The organism is Nocardiopsis sp. NPDC055551 (genome assembly GCF_053619415.1).
Genome location: NZ_JBSHJJ010000016.1, coordinates 99400 through 119399, shown reverse-complemented (window position 1 = coordinate 119399; position 20000 = coordinate 99400). Strand labels below are relative to the sequence as shown.

The window sequence follows — 20000 nt, the reverse complement described above, 5'->3', positions numbered from 1 at the left end:
AGTGATCGTCCCGAGCAAGGACCGTGAGGAGGACCTGGCCCGCTGTCTTTCCGGCCTGGCGGAGTCCGCCCACGAACTGGACCCGGGCGTGGGCCGGCTCGTCGAGGCCATCGTCGTGGACGACGGCTCGTCCTCCCCCTACCCTGACGCTCCGCCCGTCACCGTCGGGGCGCCCGTGCGCGTGCTCCGCAACGAGATCGCTGTGGGCGCCTCCCGGAGCAGGGACATCGCCGCAGCGCAGGCCCGGGGGGAGGTGCTGGCCTTCCTCGACGACGACGCCGTACCGCGCGGTGACTGGTTGACGGTCATCGCCGAGAGCATGCGCGACGGCGCCGTCGCCATCACCGGCCGGGTGCTCCCCTTCGACCTCGGACTGCTCTCCCGTGCCCGCCAGGCGAGGTACGACCTGCGGTACGCGAACCTGCGCCCGGGCGACCCGGTCGACTTCTTCGCCGGAGGCAACAGTGCCGTGATGACCGATGATTTCACCGGGGCCGGGGGGTTCGGTTCGACCGGGAGTGGAAGTGACAACGTCCTGGTGGACAAGCTCCGCGAACGGGCGCACGAGGTCCGTTTCGAGCCTTCCCTCGTCATCGCCCACCGGAACGGCAAGGGGTGGGGCCCCGCGATCACCGCAGCCTGGGGCGCGGGCCGGACGGCGGGACGGACCGGGGGCCGCCGTCGGATCCTGGGACGCATCAGGTCCAGCCGTGTGGGGGCCGACCCCATGGTGCGAATGGCCAACACGGCCCTGGGCACCGTGCACGCACTCGGTGCCGCCTTCGCTCGGTCCGCCCCCGATACGAATCCCGTCACGAACGGAACGGATCACCACACGCAGCACAGGACAGGAGACGCCCATGGCCTTGCGACCAACCCCCTCCAACACTCCTGACCCCATCGCTCCGACGACCCTGAAGGTCGGGGTGATAGGGCTGCTCGGTTCGAGCGGACGCCAGCACGCCGAAGTCCTCGATGGATCCGGCGGCGCCACCCTCCTGGCCGGAACGGACACGAGGGCGTCCGCCGCCCCGAGCGGCACCCCGGAGGACGGGCCCGAACTACGGCCGTTGCGCGAGCTCCTCGACGACCCCCGCGTCAACGCCGTGGCGTTGTGCGTGCCCCCGGGCGAACGCGGCTCCCTCGCCCACCAGGTCTTGGACGCGGGCCGGCACCTGGTGATGGAGAAACCCGTGGCACGGACCCTTGAGGAGTTCGACACCCTGATCGGGCACGCCGAGGCCTCCTCGCTCACCGTCGCGGTGATGCTCCAGCACCGGCACGCCTTGCCCGAGGCCGTGTTCGAGAACGACTTCGGACCGGCCCGGGCGGAACTGATCGTTTCCCGACCCCGCCCTCCCGAGCACTACCGGAACGGTTGGCGGGCGGACCCCGCCACCTCCTGGGGCGGGGTGGTCACTCACCTCGGCATCCACTACCTCGATCTGGCCTGCCTCCTTTTGGGGGCGCCCCGTTCGGTGAGGGTGGAGGAGACGCGGTACGCGGCGCCGGGAGTGGAGACCACCCTGTCCGCGGGAGTGGAGTTCGAGAACGGTCACCGCCTGCGCGTACTCATCACCAGCGACGCCGACCACCGGATGGAGCGGCTCACCCTCCTGGGGCGACAGGACTGGCTGGAGGTGCGCGACGGGTCGGTCCGGGGAAGAATCGGGGGGAGTGATGTGCGGTCCGAACGGCGTCCCGTGCACGAGCTGCGTTCCCTGGTCTACCGCGAGTTCGTCGGCGCGATACTGAACGGGCGCCCGATGGGTCTGTCGTCGATGCGGCGGGCCAGGGACACCACCGCCCTGTTGGAGATGCTTCGCGACGTCATCGAGACCGGGGGAACACCATGAGCCCCGCGTGCTCCGTCCACATCGGGGTCAGTACCGGTTCCTTGCCACGGGCCCGCGCCCCGGAACTCGTCGCCCGCGCCAGGAAGTCACATTCGACCTGCGTCGACGTCCGAGTGGGGAAGGGGCACCTGTGGGAGGGCGACGGGATCGCCCTTGGGCTGGACACCGTTGCCGAGAGCGGGCTCCACACGGCTTTCGTCGGCCTGGGCGCCCACCTGGGCGACGGCACCCCCAAGGACGTTCCCCGGGAGATCGGCGACCGGAACCTGCCGGTCAAGGTCTTCTGTGTGGAGGACCCGGACGGCCCGGAGGTCGAGGCCGACCTCGTACGGCTCCGTGCCACGGCTCCGGAGGTGTGGGTCGAGACCCATGCCGGGGGACCACCGATTCCCCGCCTCCTGGGCCTGTGCGAGGAACTGGGGCTCGGGCTGGTCGTGGACACGCTGGGATTGTTCCGATCGCCCGGGGGCAGGCGCGCCCCGGATCGCCGTCTCGCCTCCTTCACCCGGGCGATCCAGGTCAAGGGGTTCGACGGGACGACCCACCGGCACCGTCCCTTGGACGAACACGATCTAGAACCCTTGTACGAGCTGTACGCCGCGGGTTGCACCGCCCCCTGGGTGACGGTGGAGTCCCGGGCCGGGGCACTGGAGGACGACGTGCGAACACTGAAGGGGTTCCTGCGGTCGACGGTCGGCGCGCGTATCGCCCAGAGCACGGAGGAGCCGGCGCGGGGGAACCGGGAAGGGGACACGGTATGAGACTGGCCGTCATCGGCGACGAGATCTCTCAGGACCCGGCGGTGGTGGCGGACCTCGCCGTCCGGCACGGGTTCCCGGGGGTGGAGATACGTTCGGCGTGGGGCTGCGCACCCCACCTGATGAGCGACGGACAACTGCGCGAGGTGGCGCGGGTGCTGCGTGGGCAAGGCCGTGAGGTCGCCGGTTTCGCCTCCCCCGTCTTCAAGCACGCCCTGCCCGTCACCGACCGGGAGTTCGAGGAGGCTTCCCGGCTGTTGCACGAGTGTCTGCGGCGCGCGGAGCTGATCGGGGCGCCCACCATGCGGATCTTCGCCTTCTATCGGGACGGCGACCCGGACCCCGTCGTGGCCGGCCACGCGGCTCGGAGGCTCCTGGACGGGGTTCCTCCACGGGTACCCCTGGTGGTGGAGACCGGCACCAGGACCAACACCCCCTCCGTCCGGCACCTGCTGGAGTTCCTAGAGGTACTGGACCGCCCCGACATCGGGGTGTTGTGGGACCCGGGCAACAGTGTGTTCAGCGGGTGGGAACCCTCCCCCTTCCCCCGGGAGTACGAAGCGGTGCGCGACCTGATCCGGCACGTCCACGTCAAGGACCCCGCCGGCCAGGACTCCTACGTGAGGTTGGGGGAGGGCGACCTCGCCTGGACCGAGATCCTGGGTCGGTTGGCCGAGGACGACTTCGAGGGCTATGTCAGCCTGGAGACCCACTGGCGGACAGACCGCGTCCTGACCGCCGGAGAACGTGACGAGCCCTGGGGCGAGGGCTTTTCCACCGGTGGTGCCGAGGCCAGTGCGGTGTGCATGGAACTCCTCTCGGAGTGGTACCACCGTGCAACGGCAACGGACGGTGCGGGGCGGTGACGGTGCGGGAAGAGCGCCCGGTACTCCTCGTCGGCGCCCAGCGTTCCGGCACAACGGGGCTGGCCTCCGTCCTCGAACGGGCCTTCGCTCGGAGCGGCGGAAGCTTCACGATCAACGGACGCCTTCCCTACCTGCTGGACCGCTGGTGCCGGGCTCGGGATCTGGCAGGCCGACACCTGCGCGCGGAGGAGATCCTGTGCGCCCTCCACCGGAAACCCCCCTACGGTGACGGGGCCCGGGCATGGACCGAGCAGGTAGGTAAGGTCCTGGCCAGGGCATCGTCCGAGGTCGCGTCGGGTTCGTGGAAGGATCCCGACGAACTCTGCCGGTGGATCGTTCGGGAGAGTTACGGGTCGGTACAGCGGGTCGGGGACAAGTACAACGAGTACCTCCTCGACCTTTCCGTGCCCCGGCGCATGTTCGACGACCCACTCATCGTCCTCCTTGTCCGCGACCCCTCCGAGGTCGCGGACTCGGTACTGGCCTGGCGTGGAGATCGCCCCTGGCGGCCCCGGACCCGCGAGGACGCCCTGGACAAGTGGGCGGCCTGGCACGAGCCGCTGATGGAGGACCCGCTCTTTCAGGACACCTCCAGGTTGTACGTGGCCGACTACGCGCGGGTCTGTGACGGCGGACTCACGGGACTCGGCGCCTTCCTGGGCTTGGACCTGGACCCCTACACGGACCTCCTGAACCGGTCGCCGCGCTCTGCGACCGGGAAGCTTCCCCCTCCGGTCGGTGATCTCTGGGATCGGCTTCAGGCGAGGGCGATGGTCGGTTCGGACGCGTGATCGGGCAGGCCCCCTGATACCGACCGTCGTGCTGTGCCCGGAACCAGGGGGCACGCCGACGCCTTCGTGCTGCCCCCATCAGGCCCGGACCGTCCGGGAACCGTGCCGGATGTCCTGAGTATGACGTCCGAGAATAGCCACGGAGGATGCATTGACCCTGGATCCGGGGCTTGTCATATTTGACTCGCCAAGAGAGGGAAACACCGAATGGTATTACCTTCCCGTGAACAGATGTCGAGAAGGAGGTGTGACAATGGAGATGGAGCTCGCCGAGGCCGGTATCGTCTAATGATCGGTCATGAGTAAGAGGTGGGACCCCTATAGGGGTTCCACCTCCCCCCCTCTTTTCCAGGTAGGGGTTCGAGAAGGTTCTTTGGGTGTCGATTTCGATTGAAACCGGGTGCCCGATTTCTGTCTTGACCGGGCCATCCTCCAGACCTATTATGGTCGGCCATGAGTGAAAGAGTCATAGAGGCTGCCGATTTCTTCCTGGAGGAGTCCTATCTCTCCGTCTACCAATGGGCGATCCAGAACGGGCAAGTGGACGCCCGATCATTAGCCCGGGAATTCGATTTCGATCTCGACACCGCGGTATCCGTTGTCGAGGCGCTCCGGGACCGGAACTTCCTCTACCTCGACGGCGCCACTCTCCGTCCGCACAGCCCCGCGGTCGCCATGGCGCACGTGGTGGGGCCGATTGAGGCCGAGGTTCAACACTGCCGTCTCCGACTCTCCGAGATACGCTCCAAACTCTCCCACGCGGCCCGGCTGTCGGACGTGCCTGTGTCCGGGACGACCGGGATGGAGATCATCGGTGACCTCCACGCGGTCCGCTCCGAGGTGACCCGGCTGACCGAGGAGGTGGAGAAGGAGATCACGGTCATGCACCCCGCCGTCCCGTCCGAGAGGATCGCGGTCGAGGGGAGCCTGCGCACGGAGCAAGCCCTACGGCGCGGTGTCTCGGTCCGCTCGCTCTACTCCCACGCCTGTCTGGGCCACCGGTACATGCACAAGTACCTGGACGAGATGACGGGGTTGGGCATGGAGGTCAGAACCAACACGGGCATTCCCAACCAGGTCATCGTCTTCGACGGAGAGACCGCGCTTGTGTCGACCGGCGCTCCCGAAGAGGGCGGCGGCGCGTTGGTGCTCCGCCAACGCGAGCTCATCGGGGTCCTGCACTGCTTCTGGGAGGCTCTTTGGGACACAGGGGCCCCCTATTCCACGGTGCAGGAGAGCCGTTATGAGGACACCAAACAACGCATCCGGGCGGACATCCTGCGGATGTTGGAGGCCGGCCTCTCCGACAGGGAGATCGCGCAGCGGCTCAGTGTCTCCGTCCGAACACTCGGCCGCCATATCTCCGAGTTGTACGAGGACCTGGGCGTTCGCAGCCGCTTCCAGATGGGTAGCCGGGCACGGCAACTGGGGTGGCTGGAAGGGACCGGGATCGTGTCGTCGGCGCTGATCTGACCCCCGGGCGCGGCAGAGCCGTCTCCTTACCGAGCAGGCGAACGATGTCGGCGGTCCGTTCCACATCCCGGCCGGGATCCAGGTCGGCCAGGAGCCGTCCGTCGCAGGGGCGCTCGCGGTTCCGGGTCGACATGCCGTGAGGTGTTCACCATCGCCTGTTCGTCGGGTTTTTCGGCGAATAGGATTCCCACGTCGTAGCTCGACGAAAATCTCCCCTTCGCCACAGAGGCGCCCGGGCTCGTCCGTTTCGACCATGGGTTTCGTCACCTTTGGTAGGCGGCCATGGTCATATCGTCACCGAGCATCCGACCGTGCCTCCTTTTTCGAGAGTGCCCGCCTCGGCCCGCTGCGCGCGTTGGGGCGCGCCCTTATCCAGGCGTAGTAGGGGGAGCGGGCCAGACCCGGAATCCGGCACAGCCGCCGGACGCCAAAGACGAAACCGAAGCGGCTCACGGTTTCGTCTCCTGCGCGAAATAGGCGGCTGCCTTGCGCAGGATCTCGCCGTTGATGCCGAGTCCGGCGACCCGGGTGCGGAGCCGTCTGTTGACGTCCCGGTCCCGAACTCCGGAGCACGAACGGAGCACGCGAACCGGGGAGGCGTCCGATGGTAGAGGGCGAGGTTCCCGGACGATTGCTCGTAATTCCCACGCGGGCGTGCTCCCTGCGGGTCTTGTGCCGGTCAGGCCTCGAAGAGGGGTTGTCCGATGAATTCTCCTTCCCCGCAGCCCGGGGGTATGGCGAAGACCGCTGAGCCGATGTGGGTGATCCATTCATTGAGCAGGTCGAGTTCGTCCAAGCGGCGCTGGATCGGGACGAACTGCCTTTCCGGGTCCTGCTGGTAGCAGGCGAACAACAGCCCGGCGTCGCCCTCGGTGCCGGACTCGTAGTTGTAGGCCCGGCGGAAGATCCTCTCGCCGGGGTCTTCGGAGCGGGCTCGGCGGATGTGGGCATACTCGGCGATCACCGGGAACCCCAGCGGGGTCACGGCGTCCAGATCCGGTTCGTCGTGCTCGTTCTCACAGGTGAGAGGCGCCCCGTTGTCGAGGCGGCGACCCACGGAGTCCTCGCGGCCTGGACGATCGAGACGGTCCCACTCGTCCAGGTCCATGGAGATACGGCGCAGGACCAGGGCGGTACCGCCGCGGAGCCAACCCGGGGCGTCCTCCCCGCACCAGACCAGTGGGTCGAAGTCGTCGTCGGGTGGCTCGGGGTTCACGGTGCCGTCGACCTGCCCCATGAGGTTGCGCATGGTCGTACCTTCGGGTTCGGTTCCGTGGGAACGGCGGAAGCCGTCCTGGGACCAGCGCACCGTGGCGAAGGCCCGGGTGTCCTTGATCAGCATCCGGGCGGCATGGGAGAGGGTGAGCGGGTCATCGCAGCACACCTGGAGCAGGAGGTCCCCATGAGACCAGCGGTCCTGCAACCGGTCGGTCTCGAAGTCCGGCAATGGCCCCAACCATGGGGGGAGTGACCGCGGGTCGACCCGTTCGACCAGCCCTGGTCCGAAGCCCAGGGTGATGGTCAACCCGGCAGGGGAGAGCGCGAGTTCGGGTTCGGTGTCGGCCAGGGCGGATCGGCCCTGGGTGAGCCGGGTGGCGTCGTCGGTGAGCAGGGACAGCAGTCGGCGCACGCCGTCGGCGTCGACGTCCCGATCCAGGTCGAAGCCGATGAACCGGGCATGCGCCTGGGGTGGGGTCGTGATCCCCGCCTGGTGCGTGCCGTGGAAGGGGTGGGTGCGGTCACCGTGCACCGGTTCCACATCGGGCGCGGCCTCCTCGGAGGGGCGCAGGGAACGGACCAGGGCGTCACCGCCGCTGAGGGCCACCGCGCCCGCGCCGGCGGCCGCGGCACCGCCCAGCAGGACACTTCGGCGTGAGGGACGGGAGGTGTCTTCGGTGGACTCCGGCATCAGTGTTCCTCGTCCTGCCCGGTGTCCCCATGGTCGCCGTGGTCGCCGTGGTCTTCGGAGTCTCCGTGGCCCTCATGGTCATCGTCGTAGTTCTCGTTGGCTCCCTCGAAATCCTTCACCGGAGCGGTGAACTCCTGAGTGGAGCCGTCCTCGAACTCCAGGGTGATGGTGATCTCCACACCGGGTTCCAGGTCTTCGGTCAGACCCATGATCATGATGTGGTCGGCTCCGGGGGACAACTCGTGCTCGGCCCCGGCGGCCACGGAGAACCCGCCGTCCTTCTCCTGCATGACCATGTTGCCGTCGTCCCCGCTGACGACCTCGTGGAGCTCCACCATGTCGGAGACCTCTTCGGCGTGGGCGGCGGTGATGGTCGCGTCCTGGTCGCCTTCGTTGGTCAGTACGCCGAAGGCGGCGGTCATCCCCTCGTCGGCCGCGGCGGCCTTGACCCAGGGGTCGGAGACGGTGATCGCTTCGGCTTGGAGGGCTGACTCCTCTTCCTCCGAGGGTGAGGCGGAGGAGCACGCTCCGAGGAACAGCGCGGCGCCGACGGCGGCCGGGAACAGAAGGAATCGGGTGGTCAGGGCGGTCATCGTGTTTCCGTTTCTTCTGGGGTGTGCTGCGTCGCAGGTCGACGCTCTTGACCGTTCGTGCGTCGCACGCGCAGGGCGCCCGCGTACAAAACGAGTCCGACCAGGGCTCCGATCAGTGCGAGTAACGCACTGCGCAGAAGACCGTTGGCGATTGCGCGCTCCCCCGCCTCACCGGAGGCGACCTCTTCGTCCTCGTCGGGCTCCTCTGCCGGAGCCGCGTCCAGAGACGGTGGCGGGGGCCCGCCCTCTCCCACGTGGAAGGTGAAGGTTCCGCTGATGGGGTGGCCGTCGCTGGAGACGACGCGCCAGCGCACCGCGTATCCGCCGTCCGTCAACTCGCCGAGCGGTTCGACACTGACGTCCGTGCCGTCGACCAGCGGCTCGGTCGTGTCCACGGTCTCGGCCTCAGAGTCCAGGACGACCACCGTGGTGGAGACGTCCATCACCTCCCCGCTGAAGTTCAGGACGATCTCTCGCGGTGAGGAGCCCAGACGCTGCTCGTCCTCAGGGCTGGAGGAGAGCAGGGTGTCGTGGGCGAACGCCGGTGCCGGTGTGAGCAGCACGAGGGCGGCGATAGCACCGAGTAGGCGTGGGATGCCCCGCATGAAACCTCCTGGACGATTGCGACGGGACGGTCTTCATCAAGAGAAGTCGTCCAAGAGGCGAAGGTGGTTCCCGGTGGCTTTTCGACATCGCCCCGGGCATCCGTTCACCGCGTGGGTCAAACCCGCAGACCGGTTCCCTGGCCGGAGGAGACGGCTCTGTGGCGTTCACGGTGGATCGGCGCCGACGGACCGGAGGGCTCCCCTCGGCCCATCGCCCCGGTTCCGAACCATCGATCGAGAGATGGTCGGAGACGGCCGCCTCACGCAATGACAGTCGTCTCGGAGAGTGGAGTGGGTCCCCCTCTTGGCATCCTCGGCTCTCTTTGGTACTCACTCGTGGCGGTGCGCTGTGGTCGGCGGGAACTTCGGGGCCTTCGAGGGCGACTGGTGAGGTAACGGACATCGGCGAGTGCTTTTCGACGGACCGAAGGCCGTTTCCCAGATGCCCAACCGAGGAACCCACGACCATGGCAGACACCACCCCACCACCCGACACCGCGCAGGCGCGGCCCAACACATGGGCACTCCTGCGACCCCTGATCCTGCGCCTGCACTTCTACGCCGGTGTCTTCGTCGCGCCCTTCATCCTGGTCGCCGCGGTCTCCGGGCTGTTGTACGTATGGACTCCGCAGTTGGAACAGGCCCTGTACACCGACCAATTGCACGTGGAACAGCAGGGCGAACCGATCACGCTCCAGGAACAGGTGTTGATCGCCCAGGAGGAGTTGCCCACGGGTGAGCTGAACGCGGTGCGTCCGGCCACGACCGCGACCGATTCGACCCGGGTGCTGTTCGACCTGCCAGAGCTTGGGGAGAGCCACCGGATGGCGGTCTTCGTCGACCCCTACGACGGTGACGTCCTGGGGGTGATGGAGTCCTACGGAACCAGTGGCGCACTGCCCGCACGGACCTGGATCGACCTGTTGCATCGAACCCTGCACCTGGGGGACGTCGGTCGTCTGTACAGCGAACTCGCGGCCAGTTGGCTCTGGGCCGTGGCCGCTGGTGGAGCCGTGATGTGGATAGCCCGAAACCGGCGCCGACGTGGGCTTCGCCGGGCGCTCGTACCCCAGGTCACCTCGTCGAGGGGCCGTGCCCGCTCCCTGTCGGTTCACGGGACCATCGGTCTGTGGGCGCTGATCGGCTTGTTCTTTCTCTCGGCGACCGGGCTCACCTGGTCTCAGCACGCCGGAACCAACATCACCGAACTCAGGGAACGGCTGGCCTGGACCACACCTTCGGTCTCCATCGAGGCGATCCCACAAACGCCCGGGGTCGATCTGGGGATCGACCGCGCGCTCGACACGGCACGTGATCACGGCTTGGACGGTCTGGTGGAGGTGGCCGTGCCACAGGACAGCACCTCCCTGTACACGGTGACCCAGATCGATCGGAGCTGGCCCTCCAGCGTGGAGGCGGTGGCCATCGCTCCGGACACCGGAGAGGTCACCGACACGGTGCGCTTCGAGGACTACTCCCTGATGGCCAAGCTGAGCCGGTGGGGGATCGACGCCCACATGGGGGTCCTCTTCGGGGTGCCGAACCAGATCGTGCTCACGGCTTTGGCGCTCGCTCTGATCACCGTGGTGGGCCTGGGATATCGGATGTGGTGGCAGCGGCGACCGACCCGGTCGAGCGCGTGGAGTCTGGGCCGCCCCTATCCCCGGGGGAGCTTTCGTGTGTTGCCCTGGTGGCTGAAGGGTGTCGTGATCGCCGTTGTTGTCGGGGTCGGCTGGGCTCTGCCCCTGCTGGGGCTCTCGCTCGTCGTGTTCCTCCTGGTGGATCTTGCCGTCGGCGCCTACCACCGTCGGCGAGGCTCCACAGGAACCCCGACCGGGGATGCGCCGGCCTCGGTCGAATCGAAAGTGTAGGTCTCTCCGCGAAGGCGGGGGTGGAACCGAAACCCGGTTCCACCCCGCGTCGTTGTGCCCCATGCGCCAAGGTGCGCGCCCGGGACGGAGCCGACTGAAGAGCACGAAGTCGGCGTCGGCGACGGCGGCCGGATCCGAGGTCACGGGCGGCGTCCCGGGCCGCGGAGTGCGCACCGGGACCGTCCACGGCGATCATCCCGCTGATGTTCCGGCGCAGACCCAGAACGGCGCGCAGCGGGGTGGACGTCGGGGGTTTTCGCTCGGGCACGGCCGACGATCACGTTCGGTGCTCCGATGCGGCCTCGTGGAGCATGTCGGCCAGGTCCCGCCTGCCGCGGGCGACCCGCGAACGGACGGTTCCTATCGGTGCTCCGGTCAGGGCCGCGGCCTCGGCGTAGGGCAGGCCGCAGATCTGGGTGAGGGTGAAGGCGGTACGCCGTTCCTCGGTCAGGTGACAGACCAGCGATAGGAGAGCCAGGTGCTCGTCGAATCGGCCCACGGCGGCCATGTCCCTGCTCCGTAGGGCGTGTTCCAAGGGTTCGCAGACCGGCCGACGGCGCTCGGCGCGGTATCGGTCGGCCACGGTGTGTCGGGCGACGGAGAACAACCACACCAGGATCGGTGCGCGACCGGTGTAACGGGACAGCCCGGTCAGGGCACGGGTGAAGGTCTCCTGGGTCAGGTCCTCGACCCAAGTGGCGTCGACGCGCACGGCGATGAACCGCGCCACGTCCGCACGGGTTCGGGTGAACAGCGTGTCCAACGCTCCGGGTACTCCTGCTCGGGCCCGTAGGGCCAGCACGGTCAGCTCGTGGTCCTTCGAATCGCGTTCGTCCACTGGAGAGGGAGAGCCGACCTGATTCGAGGCAGGGGAGATGGGGGTGGGTCGGGGGGAAGGCATACGGGTTCCTTCTGTCTTGCCCTCGTCGCACGACAAGGCCGATCCGCGACGGGACCGGCTCATCCGGTCGGTCCGGACAGGGCGCTGCGCGCTCGCATGGGCGATCAGCGGGGAAGGGGGAACGCACTCGGATGCGCGCATGGTGGAAGAAGCCGTATCGACGGCGCCTTCCGACCCGGTCCGTCACGAAGGGAAACAGGCAGGAGAGATGGCCCTCGACAAGCCGGCGCCGTCCGGGGCGGTACTCAGATGGTCACGGTGCTGGGCGGCCCGCGCAGAACGCGCACGTACCGCAGACAGGTACCGCGCGAGCCGGTGCCCCGCTCGTCTTTCGGTAGGGGTGATGCCGGTGCCCGGCGACGGGGAAGAACTCCGATGACGACGAGGAGGAGGCCGACGGTCGCCATCGCCATGAAACGCAGGAAGGCGAAGAGCCGCGTTTCCCCGGCCCCCAACCACCAGGCGCTGAGCACGGCCACCAGGACGTGAGCGGCCGGCATCGTCCAGGTCGGTGCGGATGCGGCGGCCTCGGTAGAGATCTGGTGGTGTCCACCGCCGGAGGAGGTGTAGCCGTAGGTGAGGTGGAGGGCCAGTTGGCTCCACAACATCCATGCGATGAGCGTGCCTCGGCTCTGCGGCCGGTTCGAGGCGGCCCAGGCGATCCCGAACACGAGCACCATGCCCAGGAGCAGACCACCGAGGGGGACCTCGTCCCCCGAACTCGAGCGATGGGAGTGTGCGGACACAGTGGCGCACACCAGGGTGAACATCCCGGCGCGTAACAGGCGGCACGGTTGTCGGTCGGTCATCGCACACGTATCGTGCCACTCGGTGACGATCGGGCCAAGAGTGGTTCTGGCTCGAACTTCTCAGCCGCCCTCATTCAGCGTCGCGGGAGAAACCGAGGCGAGTTCGGCCCGCCGAGGACCGTCCCGGGAACGAAGTCTCGGCGGCGAGGGCAAGGCCCCACCGCCGATTCCTGGCCGATCAGCTGCCGCAGGGCGTCGCGGTCGACCTTCCCGGCGGGGTCGATCGGCGATCCTGAGCACCATCGAACACGCTGACCACCCCCGACCCGGACGTGGGACCGAATCAGAGAACTTCTCCGTGTTTCTCCGATCTTCGATGGCCGGAAAGGGTGAGCGGGGGTGCCGACGGGTTCCCCGGACGTCCCGTCATGTGACTCGGCTCGCGTCATACTCTCTCGCTCCCTCCCGTCGAGGGTCGGCCGCCGCACGGTCTGCGGTCGGGGCCGATGAGGAAGGACCGAGGGGGCGTTCGGGACCGCGCTTGCCCGAACACCCCCATGAAATCCGACCATCGTCCACACACCTGTTCCGGTGGCCGCATGCGGTGGACCGAGGTGACCGCGGTGCCGCGACCGGGCTGGTGGAGCAGACCGGATCTCGGATCGATTCGAGTGTGTCCAGCGGCGGAGGCTCCGTGTTTCCTCGATGCCGCGGGATTCGGTACACCGGACCGTCCTCTGTGGCGAGCGCAACCGAACGCTCACAGTAGAAGTCGTCCCTGTCGGTGAAGAGGTTCCCGACCAACGGAAGTTTTCCCGGACTTCGTTGGTCGGCATCGCCGTGGTGCCCATCCCTGTCCGTGTGCGGGGCCTTCCGGGTCCAGGATCAGGAGGTCCAGGAGTTCCACGGCCAGGGGCCGGAGCCGGTACAGGAACACCGTCCCTCCCCGTGGTGAGCCCACGAGAACGGCCGTGCGCAGCCGCCGTAGACGATGGGAGGCCAGGTTCTGCCGGATCGAGCAGATCCACGTCAGAGCGCTGACGCGGAACTCGTCGCCTCCGCGATGGCTTGCGCGCGGAAGCGCTACCCGGCGGTTGTTCAGTGGTGCCCCCCGTGCCCGTGATCCGTGTCGTCGTGACCGTCACCGCTGCCCAGCGGCTCGACCGGTACATCGAACTCGACCACCGCACCGCTGCCGAACCCAAGGGTCACGGAGATCTCCTCTCCCGGTTCGAGTGGAGCGTCGATGTCATTGATCATGATGTGGTGACCGCCGTCCACGAGCTCGGTCGACCCTCCCGCGGGAAGGGGGATCTCCTCGACCACTCGCATCTGCGCGGCCCCCGATTCCGTGGTCTCGGTACTGCACAGGTCGGCGTCCTCCGAGGCGCTCGTGGACACGTCCACGATCGGGTCGTCGGACTCGGAGGTGTTGTGCGCCCGTAGATAGAGCACGCCGACCTCGGGATTGGCCGGTTCGGGGATCCACGCCTCGGTGATCCGGATATGTTCCTGTTCGGCTTGGCCCCTGTCACTGTGCTCAGATCCCTGGGCTTGGACCTCGTCGGGTGCACCACACGCGGTCAGCCCCGCAACGAAAAGGGACGCCGTGGCGAGCGCGACAGCCCAGCGGCCGCCGGTGAAGGTGTGACCGTTCATGTGTCTTCCGTTTCTGCGGGAGCATCTCTTCTCCCCTATCCAGTCGTTCGCACGCGGTCCGAAGTTCCGGACGAGGGGCCACTCACCGAACAACTCCTGACCGAGCCGGGCCTCCCGGTCTTCGAGCGGCGGGATCGCGAAGAGCCGCGCCGCCGACCGGGCCGACGGTGGCGCGGGCGGTCGGACCGGTCGGTAAGGCCAAGCCCAGAGCCGCCAGGAGCGTTTTCGTCGCGGTCACGTGGTTCACGTCGGGTCTCGCTCTCACGTCGGGTACGGGAAGGTGTTCACTCCGCGGCACGGAGCATCTCGATCAGGTGCTGTCTGGCGCGTGCCACCCGTGAGCGCACCGTCCCCACCGGGACCTTGAGCAGTTCGGCCGCCTCGGCGTAGGGCAGGCCCTCGACCTGGGTCAGGACGAAGGCACGCCGCCGGTCGGGAAGGAGCTGATCCAGCAGGGACCACAGGGCCAGGTACTCGTCGAACCGGCCGTTCTTCGCGAGGGAGCGCGGGTCCTCCAGAGGAGGGAAGGACTCCGCCCGGGGGGTGCGTGCCTGGAGGCGGTAGCGGTCGGCCACGGTGTAGCGGGCCACGGAGAACAGCCAGGAGCGCACCGAGGAGCCCGGCGAAGCGCGGCAACCCCCGCAGTGCCCTGGAGAACGTCTCCTGGGTGAGGTCCTCGACCCATTCGGAGGTGACCCGCCCCGCGATGAAGCGGGTGACGTCCGTTCGGGTCAGCGTGAACAGGGACTCCAAGGCCTCGGCGTGCCCGGATCGCGCCTGGGCGACCAGAAGGCCCGGCACATCGGCGGACGGGGGCGAGTGCGGAACGGTGTCCGGGGCGGTTTCGTCGACGTGGTGGTCGGTTGGCCACATTCCTCGGGAACCGGCCCGTTCAGGGAAACGACTCCGATGGTGTGGCGGATAGGTGGGAGGACGTCGATCCGGAGCGGGGGTCGGTGGAGGTGACGCCCAAGAGCGCGGCGGAACGCACGGCCTCGTTGGTGTTGCGGGAAGCGGATCAGACGTCGTTCTCGCGCACGAGATGGGTGAGCTTTCGGCCGAAGAACACCACGACGGTCAGAGTGACCACGCTCACCAAGGCATAGGGGGCGCGAAGCGCGTCCGCCTGGCTCATGTGCGGGGACAGGAAGGACACGATCACGCCGCCGAGCGCCATGCCCACAGCGCTCATGCCCCAGGTGACGGTGCGCATCGCGGCGTTCACCCGGCCCAGCAGGTGATCCGGCGTGATCCTCTGGCGAATGGAGGTCATGGAGACCCCGTATCCCAACACCAGACCGCCCGCGAGGAAGTACACCCCGGCCACCACCGGCGTGACCGGAAACAGCGCCACGGCCAGGTACAGGAGTCCGCTTCCGGTCAGGCACACCACCGGCAGGGTGCCGTATGGGAGAACCGAGCGCAGCCACGAAACGATCTGGCCGCCGACGATCCCCCCGATCGCCGCGAAGGCCATGAGCAGCCCGAAGCCGGCCGAACCGAGGCCCAGGGTGTCGCGGACGAACAGGACCTGTGTGGAGAGCATGGTCGCGAAGGCGGTGTTGACGAACACCGCCACAACCGCCACGGCTCGCAGAAGCGGCTGATTCCACAGAGCCCGCACACCCTCGACCAGGTCCGACCCCGCACTACGGAGCCCTCGTGGGCCGGGGAGCGCGGTGAGGGAGGCGCCGGCCGGAGGAGCGGTGGCGCGCACTCGCAACAAAGCCACGACCGACACCGCCAGCGCACCGATGTTGCACAGGAACGGGACGAACAACCCGAGCGTCAGCACGAAACCGCCCAGAGGACGGCCACCGAACTCCTGCGCCACCAGGGCCCCGGATCGGAGGTTTCCGTTCGCACGTTCCAGCCGCTCCTTGGCCACCAAGGAGGCCACCGTGGTCTCGGCCGCCGTGTCGTAACAGACTTCGAGTGCACCAAAGGCCAGTGCGAACACCGCCAGGAGGGGGACGGACACCCAGCCGAAGAACACCACGACGGCGAGAAGTACCCAGAGCAGCATGCGCAGGGAATTAGCGGCGACCATCAGCGTGAACCTGGGTACTCGGTCCACCAGGACCCCGGCGGGAAGCGCCAGAAACAGCCAGGGCAGTCGCCCGAAAGTAGCCACTAATGCCACGAGAGCGGCATTATCTGGAGCCAATGAAGACGCGAGCCACGGTATCGCGACCATCGCCACGCCGTCGCTGAGATTGGAGGTCAGCGACGCGGCCCAGAAGGCCCAGAAACTTCCACCGAGTGGCGCCGTCGACACCTTGCTCGGGGAGCCGGGCATGGATTCAACACCGATCTTCCTGGCGAACAGGTGTTTCGGGTCGATCCCGAACAGAGGCACCGGAACGCCGCGTCAGGTTAACAGAGAAGTCATGCTGATCAAGGTCGTCGAACTTATCCGGGGGCAGGTCAGAGAGCGCTCGTGCAGGCCGGGAACGGGTGCCCCTGATCGAATCGGTGGACATCTGTCACGGGAATGTCCAGTGGATGGATCGGGTATCGTTCATCAGCGAAAAGCGATTCACCGTGGAACGCTATGACGAGATCGATAGCGGATATTCCGTCGCCGCCGAGGTGATCCCAACGATTTTCAGGTCGGGCTCCCATGCTCGAAATGAGTAAGTACAAGGGCGGCTCCGGCGACATCCCCGATCTTGCCGGGGCCGGCGGTGATGGGCTGGAGCAGCCGCCATCGCTGGGTGACCAGCGCGAATCCGTGCTCGCCCAGACGACGCACACCCCACTGGAGCTTGTTGAGGGTGCGGTTGTCCAGGGTCGACAGTGGGCCCTGGCACGCCCGCCTCGTGACATGGTGCAGGTCCGGGGCCTGATCGGCAAGGACGGCGGTGGCTTCGTCGATGTGGCGATAGCCGGTGGATCGGCCGATGCCGTGATCGCGAGCGGTCGGTCCCCTCACGGAGGTGGCGCAGCGCCATGAACGCCTGGTGGTGGCAGGACGGGGCACGGGTCCCCTCGCGGGTGCCGCGCGGCTTGTGTTCGGTGGCCACAAGGCGGGAGAGGAAGAGGACGACTTCCCTGGGGACGTCGAGGACGGCACGATGGGTGACCACGTGGAGTCTTTCACGGTAGTCCGGCAAGATTCGACGCCTCGTCTTCTACCCGGGGCTCCACGTCTATGTTCGCTGAACGGTCATATCTTCCACGCGGTCCGGTTCACGGCTTTCAATTCAAAGTCGCGGGGATCACCTCATCGTGCTATCGCGCCGACCGGGCGAGTCGGAAACCCAGGTCGTCGATGCGAAAGGTCGGATGGCTTTTGCGTCGGCAGGACGCCCTGCACGCTCGGGGCAGGTCGTGGGCGCCTCCACCGCGGAAAACCCGATATGGACCGTAGACCGCAGGGTTATAGGTGTCCCAGCACCACTCCCATACGTTGCCGATCATGTCGTGGAGTCCCCAGGCGTTCGGGGTCCGTGTGGCGACGTCGTGCACCTCGTCCTTGGAATTCCCGCGGTGCCAGGCGATGTCGTCCAGCTCGCCATACCGCACCCCGGGGGTCCCCGCCCGGCAGGCGTACTCCCACTCCGCCTCGGACGGGAGACGGTAGCCGTCCGCCTCCCGGTCGCAACCCACGTCCTCCGCGTTCGGTTCGTCGATCTCCGTGTAGCAGGGTTCGAGCCCTTCCGACAGCGAGAGCAGGTTGCAAAAGCGCACGGCGTCGATCCAGGAGACCTCGGTCACCGGCTTGCGCCGTTTCGCGTCGATCTCCGGTGCCTCGCCCCGCACGGCCCCGTACAGCTCGCGGGTGACCGGGTGCGGCGCCAGACGGAACGCGGCCACATCGACGCTCCAGCCCGTCATGGTGCCTTCGTCGCGCAGTCTGATCTGGCCGCTGGGCAAACCGATGAGCGCTACGGAGCTCGTGGTGGCCGACGTTCGTTCAAGACTCATGGGAATTGTTTCCGTGTTCGGGCGGGGCCGGGCTCCGCCGGCCGCGCGAGAAGAACCGCTCCTCCAACCGCTCTGCGGGCACGGATACGACTTCGGAGCCGAGGAAAACCGCGCCGATGAGGTCATACGCATCCTCCGTGGTGACCACCTCGGGTCCGCCCGAATCGCACATCAGGACCTGGAAGCCACCGCGTTCCTGAATTCGATCCGCCATTATTCGCATTCTGCGCGATGAGTCTGACGCTTTGCTCGTCAAACCTATCGGTAACCGTTCGGGTGTGTGGAATGGGTCGACCGGTTCTCCTTGGAGGCGGAACCCGGGACCACCGCAATGAGGCGGACGGATCGTTCCTCGTGGCGCCCCGCCGCAACGGCCGGATGTGGTCGATGGTGTGCACCATCCGCGCTCCTTGGCATACGGCGCCGGGGCGGGCTCACGACGAGACGGTGAGCCCGACCCGTACCGGACTCATCTCGAAGGGTCGGAGACCTTCCCGTAGCCGAGTGCCCCCCAGAAGTCGCCACGCACGTAGCGCTGCTCGGGCTCGGGTTCGAAGTCCCAACGGCGCACCCGCCCCTTCCGCAGCGCCTCGGCGACGAGACGGCGACTCGCCTGGCTCGCGAGCACGTCGGATTCCAGGCGAGGGATGTCGTATCGCGCCTGGAGCGCCGTCCGCATCTCCCGAACGATCTCCGCGCATTCGGGCGCCGCCGCGCGATTGCGTAGTTCGTCCGGATCCACCGAGAGATCGAAGAACTGCTCCGGATCGCCAGGGCACAGCACGTATTTCAGGTGCCCTCGCACCAACGTCAACTGGGGTCGCAACGTGCCCTCCGCGAGGTACTCGATCACGATGTCGCGATCCTCGGGGCTTGCTTCGCCCGCGCGCTCTTGACGCGCTGTCTCCAACAGCGACCGCCCGTCCTGCCCGCTCACCGCGGGGGCACCCGAGAGCTCCAGCAGGGTCGGCATCAGATCGAGCAGGCAGACCGTGTTGGCGAAGCGTCCCCTGGGCACCAGGTGCTCAGGTCCGTGCACGATCATCGGTACCCGCGAGGACTGCTCGTACGGTGACATCTTGTACCAGAGGCCCTTCTCGCCCAGCATGTCACCGTGGTCGCTCGTGACGATGATGACGGTCTCGTCGGCCAGCCCGAGCTCCTCGACGCGTTCGCGAACGCGGCCGACGTGGTCATCGATGTAGTTCACCGCGGCGTAGTACGCGCGGCGGGCCCTGCGTACCTCTTCGATACCGGGCTCCCGTACGTCGAACCCGCTCATCGCCCGCAGTCGATGACTGTGCGGATCCTGCTCGGGGTCGGGAACCTCGGGATGGGCCGGATCGGGGATCTCGACGTCGGCGAACCGGTCCCAGTGCTCGCGTGGCGGCTCGTACGGATCATGCGGATGAATGAACGAGGTGACCATCAGGAAGGGCAGGTTCTCTCCCGCGGCCTGGTTGACACGGACCCTGTCGTTGAGGTGCCGCAGGGTACGGAAACCCACCTCGTCGTCGAAGTCCTGCTGCACCGTCGCCTTCGAGACTCCGGCGCCGAACACCGCTTCGGCGTCGTGATACCACTGAAGCCGGTTCTCCGGTCGGCGATCCCAATCGGGCACCATGTCGAGGTCGGCCGGGTAGACGTCGGTGGTCAGCCTCTCCTCGAAACCGTGCCGCTGGTCCGGTCCGATGAAGTGCATCCTGCCGATCAGCGCGGTGTGGTACCCGATCGCTCGCAACCGGTGAGCGAAGGTCGGTTCGGAGGCCGCGAAATCGGCTCCGTTGTCATAGCAGCCGATCGCCGAGGGCATGCGGCCGGTCATCATCGACGCACGCGAGGGGGCGCACAGCGGAGTGTTGCAGTACGCACGATCGAACACCGCCCCCTCGTCGGCGAGGGCGTCGATGTTCGGGGTCCTCGCGGACTGGTCACCATAGGCACCGAGAGCCTGAGCCGCCATCTGATCGGCTTGGATCACGATGATGTTCGGTCTATTCCGAGTCATGAGTCTTCCTTCCAACGAGACGGAACAAGGG

Annotated in this window: 19 protein-coding genes; 7 read left to right on the top strand and 12 right to left on the bottom strand. The window is 67.5% G+C overall.

The window, feature by feature from the left end; all coding sequences use genetic code 11:
- The first annotated feature begins 1 nt into the window (after position 1).
- The 6 genes from ACWGSK_RS25700 to ACWGSK_RS25675 all read left to right on the top strand — a co-directional run bounded on the left by ACWGSK_RS25700 (position 2) and on the right by ACWGSK_RS25675 (position 5744).
- A complete protein-coding gene (locus ACWGSK_RS25700) occupies positions 2–895 on the top strand; it encodes a glycosyltransferase family 2 protein (RefSeq protein ID WP_452456989.1) in 894 nt (297 codons plus the stop codon).
- Entirely contained in the window at positions 861–1856 is a 996-nt protein-coding gene (locus tag ACWGSK_RS25695) for a Gfo/Idh/MocA family protein (protein ID WP_358511328.1), read from the top strand. Before ACWGSK_RS25700 ends, ACWGSK_RS25695 begins: the two co-directional genes overlap by 35 nt.
- A complete protein-coding gene (locus ACWGSK_RS25690) occupies positions 1853–2617 on the top strand; it encodes a hypothetical protein (RefSeq protein ID WP_358511325.1) in 765 nt (254 codons plus the stop codon). The genes ACWGSK_RS25695 and ACWGSK_RS25690 overlap by 4 nt, the downstream gene beginning before the upstream one ends.
- A complete protein-coding gene (locus ACWGSK_RS25685; protein WP_452456988.1) occupies positions 2614–3480 on the top strand; it encodes a sugar phosphate isomerase/epimerase family protein in 867 nt (288 codons plus the stop codon). Before ACWGSK_RS25690 ends, ACWGSK_RS25685 begins: the two co-directional genes overlap by 4 nt.
- Positions 3477–4271, top strand: a complete 795-nt coding sequence (locus tag ACWGSK_RS25680; protein WP_358511319.1) for a sulfotransferase — start codon at positions 3477–3479, stop codon at positions 4269–4271. The genes ACWGSK_RS25685 and ACWGSK_RS25680 overlap by 4 nt, the downstream gene beginning before the upstream one ends.
- A 453-nt stretch (positions 4272–4724) precedes the next feature.
- The gene (locus tag ACWGSK_RS25675; RefSeq protein WP_358511316.1) at positions 4725–5744 is read left to right on the top strand and encodes a helix-turn-helix transcriptional regulator; all 1020 of its coding nucleotides are present in this window, start codon (positions 4725–4727) and stop codon (positions 5742–5744) included.
- Positions 5745–6193: 449 nt separating this feature from the next.
- Here ACWGSK_RS25675 and ACWGSK_RS25670 read toward each other — a convergent pair whose 3' ends face one another.
- The 4 genes from ACWGSK_RS25670 to ACWGSK_RS25655 all read right to left on the bottom strand — a co-directional run bounded on the left by ACWGSK_RS25670 (position 6194) and on the right by ACWGSK_RS25655 (position 8851).
- Positions 6194–6328, bottom strand: coding sequence for a hypothetical protein (locus ACWGSK_RS25670; RefSeq protein ID WP_358511313.1), 135 nt, complete (start codon positions 6326–6328; stop codon positions 6194–6196).
- Between the two features lie 95 nt (positions 6329–6423).
- On the bottom strand, positions 6424–7653 hold the full coding sequence (locus ACWGSK_RS25665) for a Dyp-type peroxidase (RefSeq protein WP_452456987.1): 1230 nt from the start codon (positions 7651–7653) through the stop codon (positions 6424–6426).
- Positions 7653–8246 carry a copper chaperone PCu(A)C gene (locus tag ACWGSK_RS25660; RefSeq protein ID WP_452456986.1) on the bottom strand — a complete coding sequence of 198 codons (594 nt, stop codon included), beginning with the start codon at positions 8244–8246 and terminating at the stop codon, positions 7653–7655. Before ACWGSK_RS25660 ends, ACWGSK_RS25665 begins: the two co-directional genes overlap by 1 nt.
- Positions 8243–8851: a copper resistance CopC family protein gene (locus ACWGSK_RS25655; RefSeq protein WP_452456985.1), complete on the bottom strand. Its 609-nt coding sequence runs from the start codon at positions 8849–8851 to the stop codon at positions 8243–8245. Before ACWGSK_RS25655 ends, ACWGSK_RS25660 begins: the two co-directional genes overlap by 4 nt.
- A 467-nt stretch (positions 8852–9318) precedes the next feature.
- Between ACWGSK_RS25655 and ACWGSK_RS25650 the strand changes: the two genes are divergently transcribed.
- Positions 9319–10722 (top strand): PepSY-associated TM helix domain-containing protein, encoded by a 1404-nt coding sequence (locus ACWGSK_RS25650; RefSeq protein WP_358511302.1) that lies wholly within the window; start codon positions 9319–9321, stop codon positions 10720–10722.
- A 277-nt stretch (positions 10723–10999) separates the two neighbouring features.
- Here the strand turns inward: ACWGSK_RS25650 and ACWGSK_RS25645 are convergent, their stop codons facing one another.
- From ACWGSK_RS25645 to betC, 8 genes are all read right to left on the bottom strand, one after another.
- The gene (locus tag ACWGSK_RS25645; RefSeq protein ID WP_358511299.1) at positions 11000–11623 is read right to left on the bottom strand and encodes a sigma-70 family RNA polymerase sigma factor; all 624 of its coding nucleotides are present in this window, start codon (positions 11621–11623) and stop codon (positions 11000–11002) included.
- A 245-nt stretch (positions 11624–11868) separates the two neighbouring features.
- The gene (locus tag ACWGSK_RS25640; protein ID WP_358511296.1) at positions 11869–12432 is read right to left on the bottom strand and encodes a hypothetical protein; all 564 of its coding nucleotides are present in this window, start codon (positions 12430–12432) and stop codon (positions 11869–11871) included.
- 1038 nt (positions 12433–13470) lie between these two features.
- Entirely contained in the window at positions 13471–14031 is a 561-nt protein-coding gene (locus ACWGSK_RS25635) for a copper chaperone PCu(A)C (RefSeq protein WP_358511293.1), read from the bottom strand.
- Positions 14032–14315: 284 nt separating this feature from the next.
- Entirely contained in the window at positions 14316–14642 is a 327-nt protein-coding gene (locus ACWGSK_RS25630) for an RNA polymerase sigma factor (RefSeq protein WP_452456984.1), read from the bottom strand.
- Positions 14643–15049: 407 nt separating this feature from the next.
- Complete coding sequence (locus ACWGSK_RS25625) at positions 15050–16330, bottom strand: MFS transporter (RefSeq protein ID WP_358511286.1); 1281 nt, start codon at positions 16328–16330, stop codon at positions 15050–15052.
- A 309-nt stretch (positions 16331–16639) separates the two neighbouring features.
- Positions 16640–16966, bottom strand: coding sequence for a hypothetical protein (locus tag ACWGSK_RS25620; RefSeq protein ID WP_452456983.1), 327 nt, complete (start codon positions 16964–16966; stop codon positions 16640–16642).
- A 299-nt stretch (positions 16967–17265) separates the two neighbouring features.
- Complete coding sequence (locus ACWGSK_RS25615; protein ID WP_358511281.1) at positions 17266–17961, bottom strand: formylglycine-generating enzyme family protein; 696 nt, start codon at positions 17959–17961, stop codon at positions 17266–17268.
- 469 nt (positions 17962–18430) lie between these two features.
- A complete protein-coding gene (gene betC / locus ACWGSK_RS25610; RefSeq protein WP_358511278.1) occupies positions 18431–19969 on the bottom strand; it encodes a choline-sulfatase in 1539 nt (512 codons plus the stop codon).
- Between the last annotated feature and the right edge of the window lie 31 nt (positions 19970–20000).

What these genes read in the sequence shown, in the direction of transcription:
- ACWGSK_RS25640 (WP_358511296.1), bottom strand. Translation starts at nt 12,432, where the DNA reads ATGACCGACCGACAACCGTGCCGCCTGTTACGCGCCGGGATGTTCACC.
- ACWGSK_RS25660 (WP_452456986.1), bottom strand. Translation starts at nt 8,246, where the DNA reads ATGACCGCCCTGACCACCCGATTCCTTCTGTTCCCGGCCGCCGTCGGC.
- ACWGSK_RS25665 (WP_452456987.1), bottom strand. Translation starts at nt 7,653, where the DNA reads ATGCCGGAGTCCACCGAAGACACCTCCCGTCCCTCACGCCGAAGTGTC.
- ACWGSK_RS25625 (WP_358511286.1), bottom strand. Translation starts at nt 16,330, where the DNA reads ATGCCCGGCTCCCCGAGCAAGGTGTCGACGGCGCCACTCGGTGGAAGT.
- ACWGSK_RS25655 (WP_452456985.1), bottom strand. Translation starts at nt 8,851, where the DNA reads ATGCGGGGCATCCCACGCCTACTCGGTGCTATCGCCGCCCTCGTGCTG.
- ACWGSK_RS25685 (WP_452456988.1), top strand. Translation starts at nt 2,614, where the DNA reads ATGAGACTGGCCGTCATCGGCGACGAGATCTCTCAGGACCCGGCGGTG.
- ACWGSK_RS25695 (WP_358511328.1), top strand. Translation starts at nt 861, where the DNA reads ATGGCCTTGCGACCAACCCCCTCCAACACTCCTGACCCCATCGCTCCG.
- ACWGSK_RS25635 (WP_358511293.1), bottom strand. Translation starts at nt 14,031, where the DNA reads ATGAACGGTCACACCTTCACCGGCGGCCGCTGGGCTGTCGCGCTCGCC.
- ACWGSK_RS25615 (WP_358511281.1), bottom strand. Translation starts at nt 17,961, where the DNA reads ATGAGTCTTGAACGAACGTCGGCCACCACGAGCTCCGTAGCGCTCATC.
- ACWGSK_RS25675 (WP_358511316.1), top strand. Translation starts at nt 4,725, where the DNA reads ATGAGTGAAAGAGTCATAGAGGCTGCCGATTTCTTCCTGGAGGAGTCC.
- ACWGSK_RS25650 (WP_358511302.1), top strand. Translation starts at nt 9,319, where the DNA reads ATGGCAGACACCACCCCACCACCCGACACCGCGCAGGCGCGGCCCAAC.
- betC (WP_358511278.1), bottom strand. Translation starts at nt 19,969, where the DNA reads ATGACTCGGAATAGACCGAACATCATCGTGATCCAAGCCGATCAGATG.
- ACWGSK_RS25645 (WP_358511299.1), bottom strand. Translation starts at nt 11,623, where the DNA reads ATGCCTTCCCCCCGACCCACCCCCATCTCCCCTGCCTCGAATCAGGTC.
- ACWGSK_RS25690 (WP_358511325.1), top strand. Translation starts at nt 1,853, where the DNA reads ATGAGCCCCGCGTGCTCCGTCCACATCGGGGTCAGTACCGGTTCCTTG.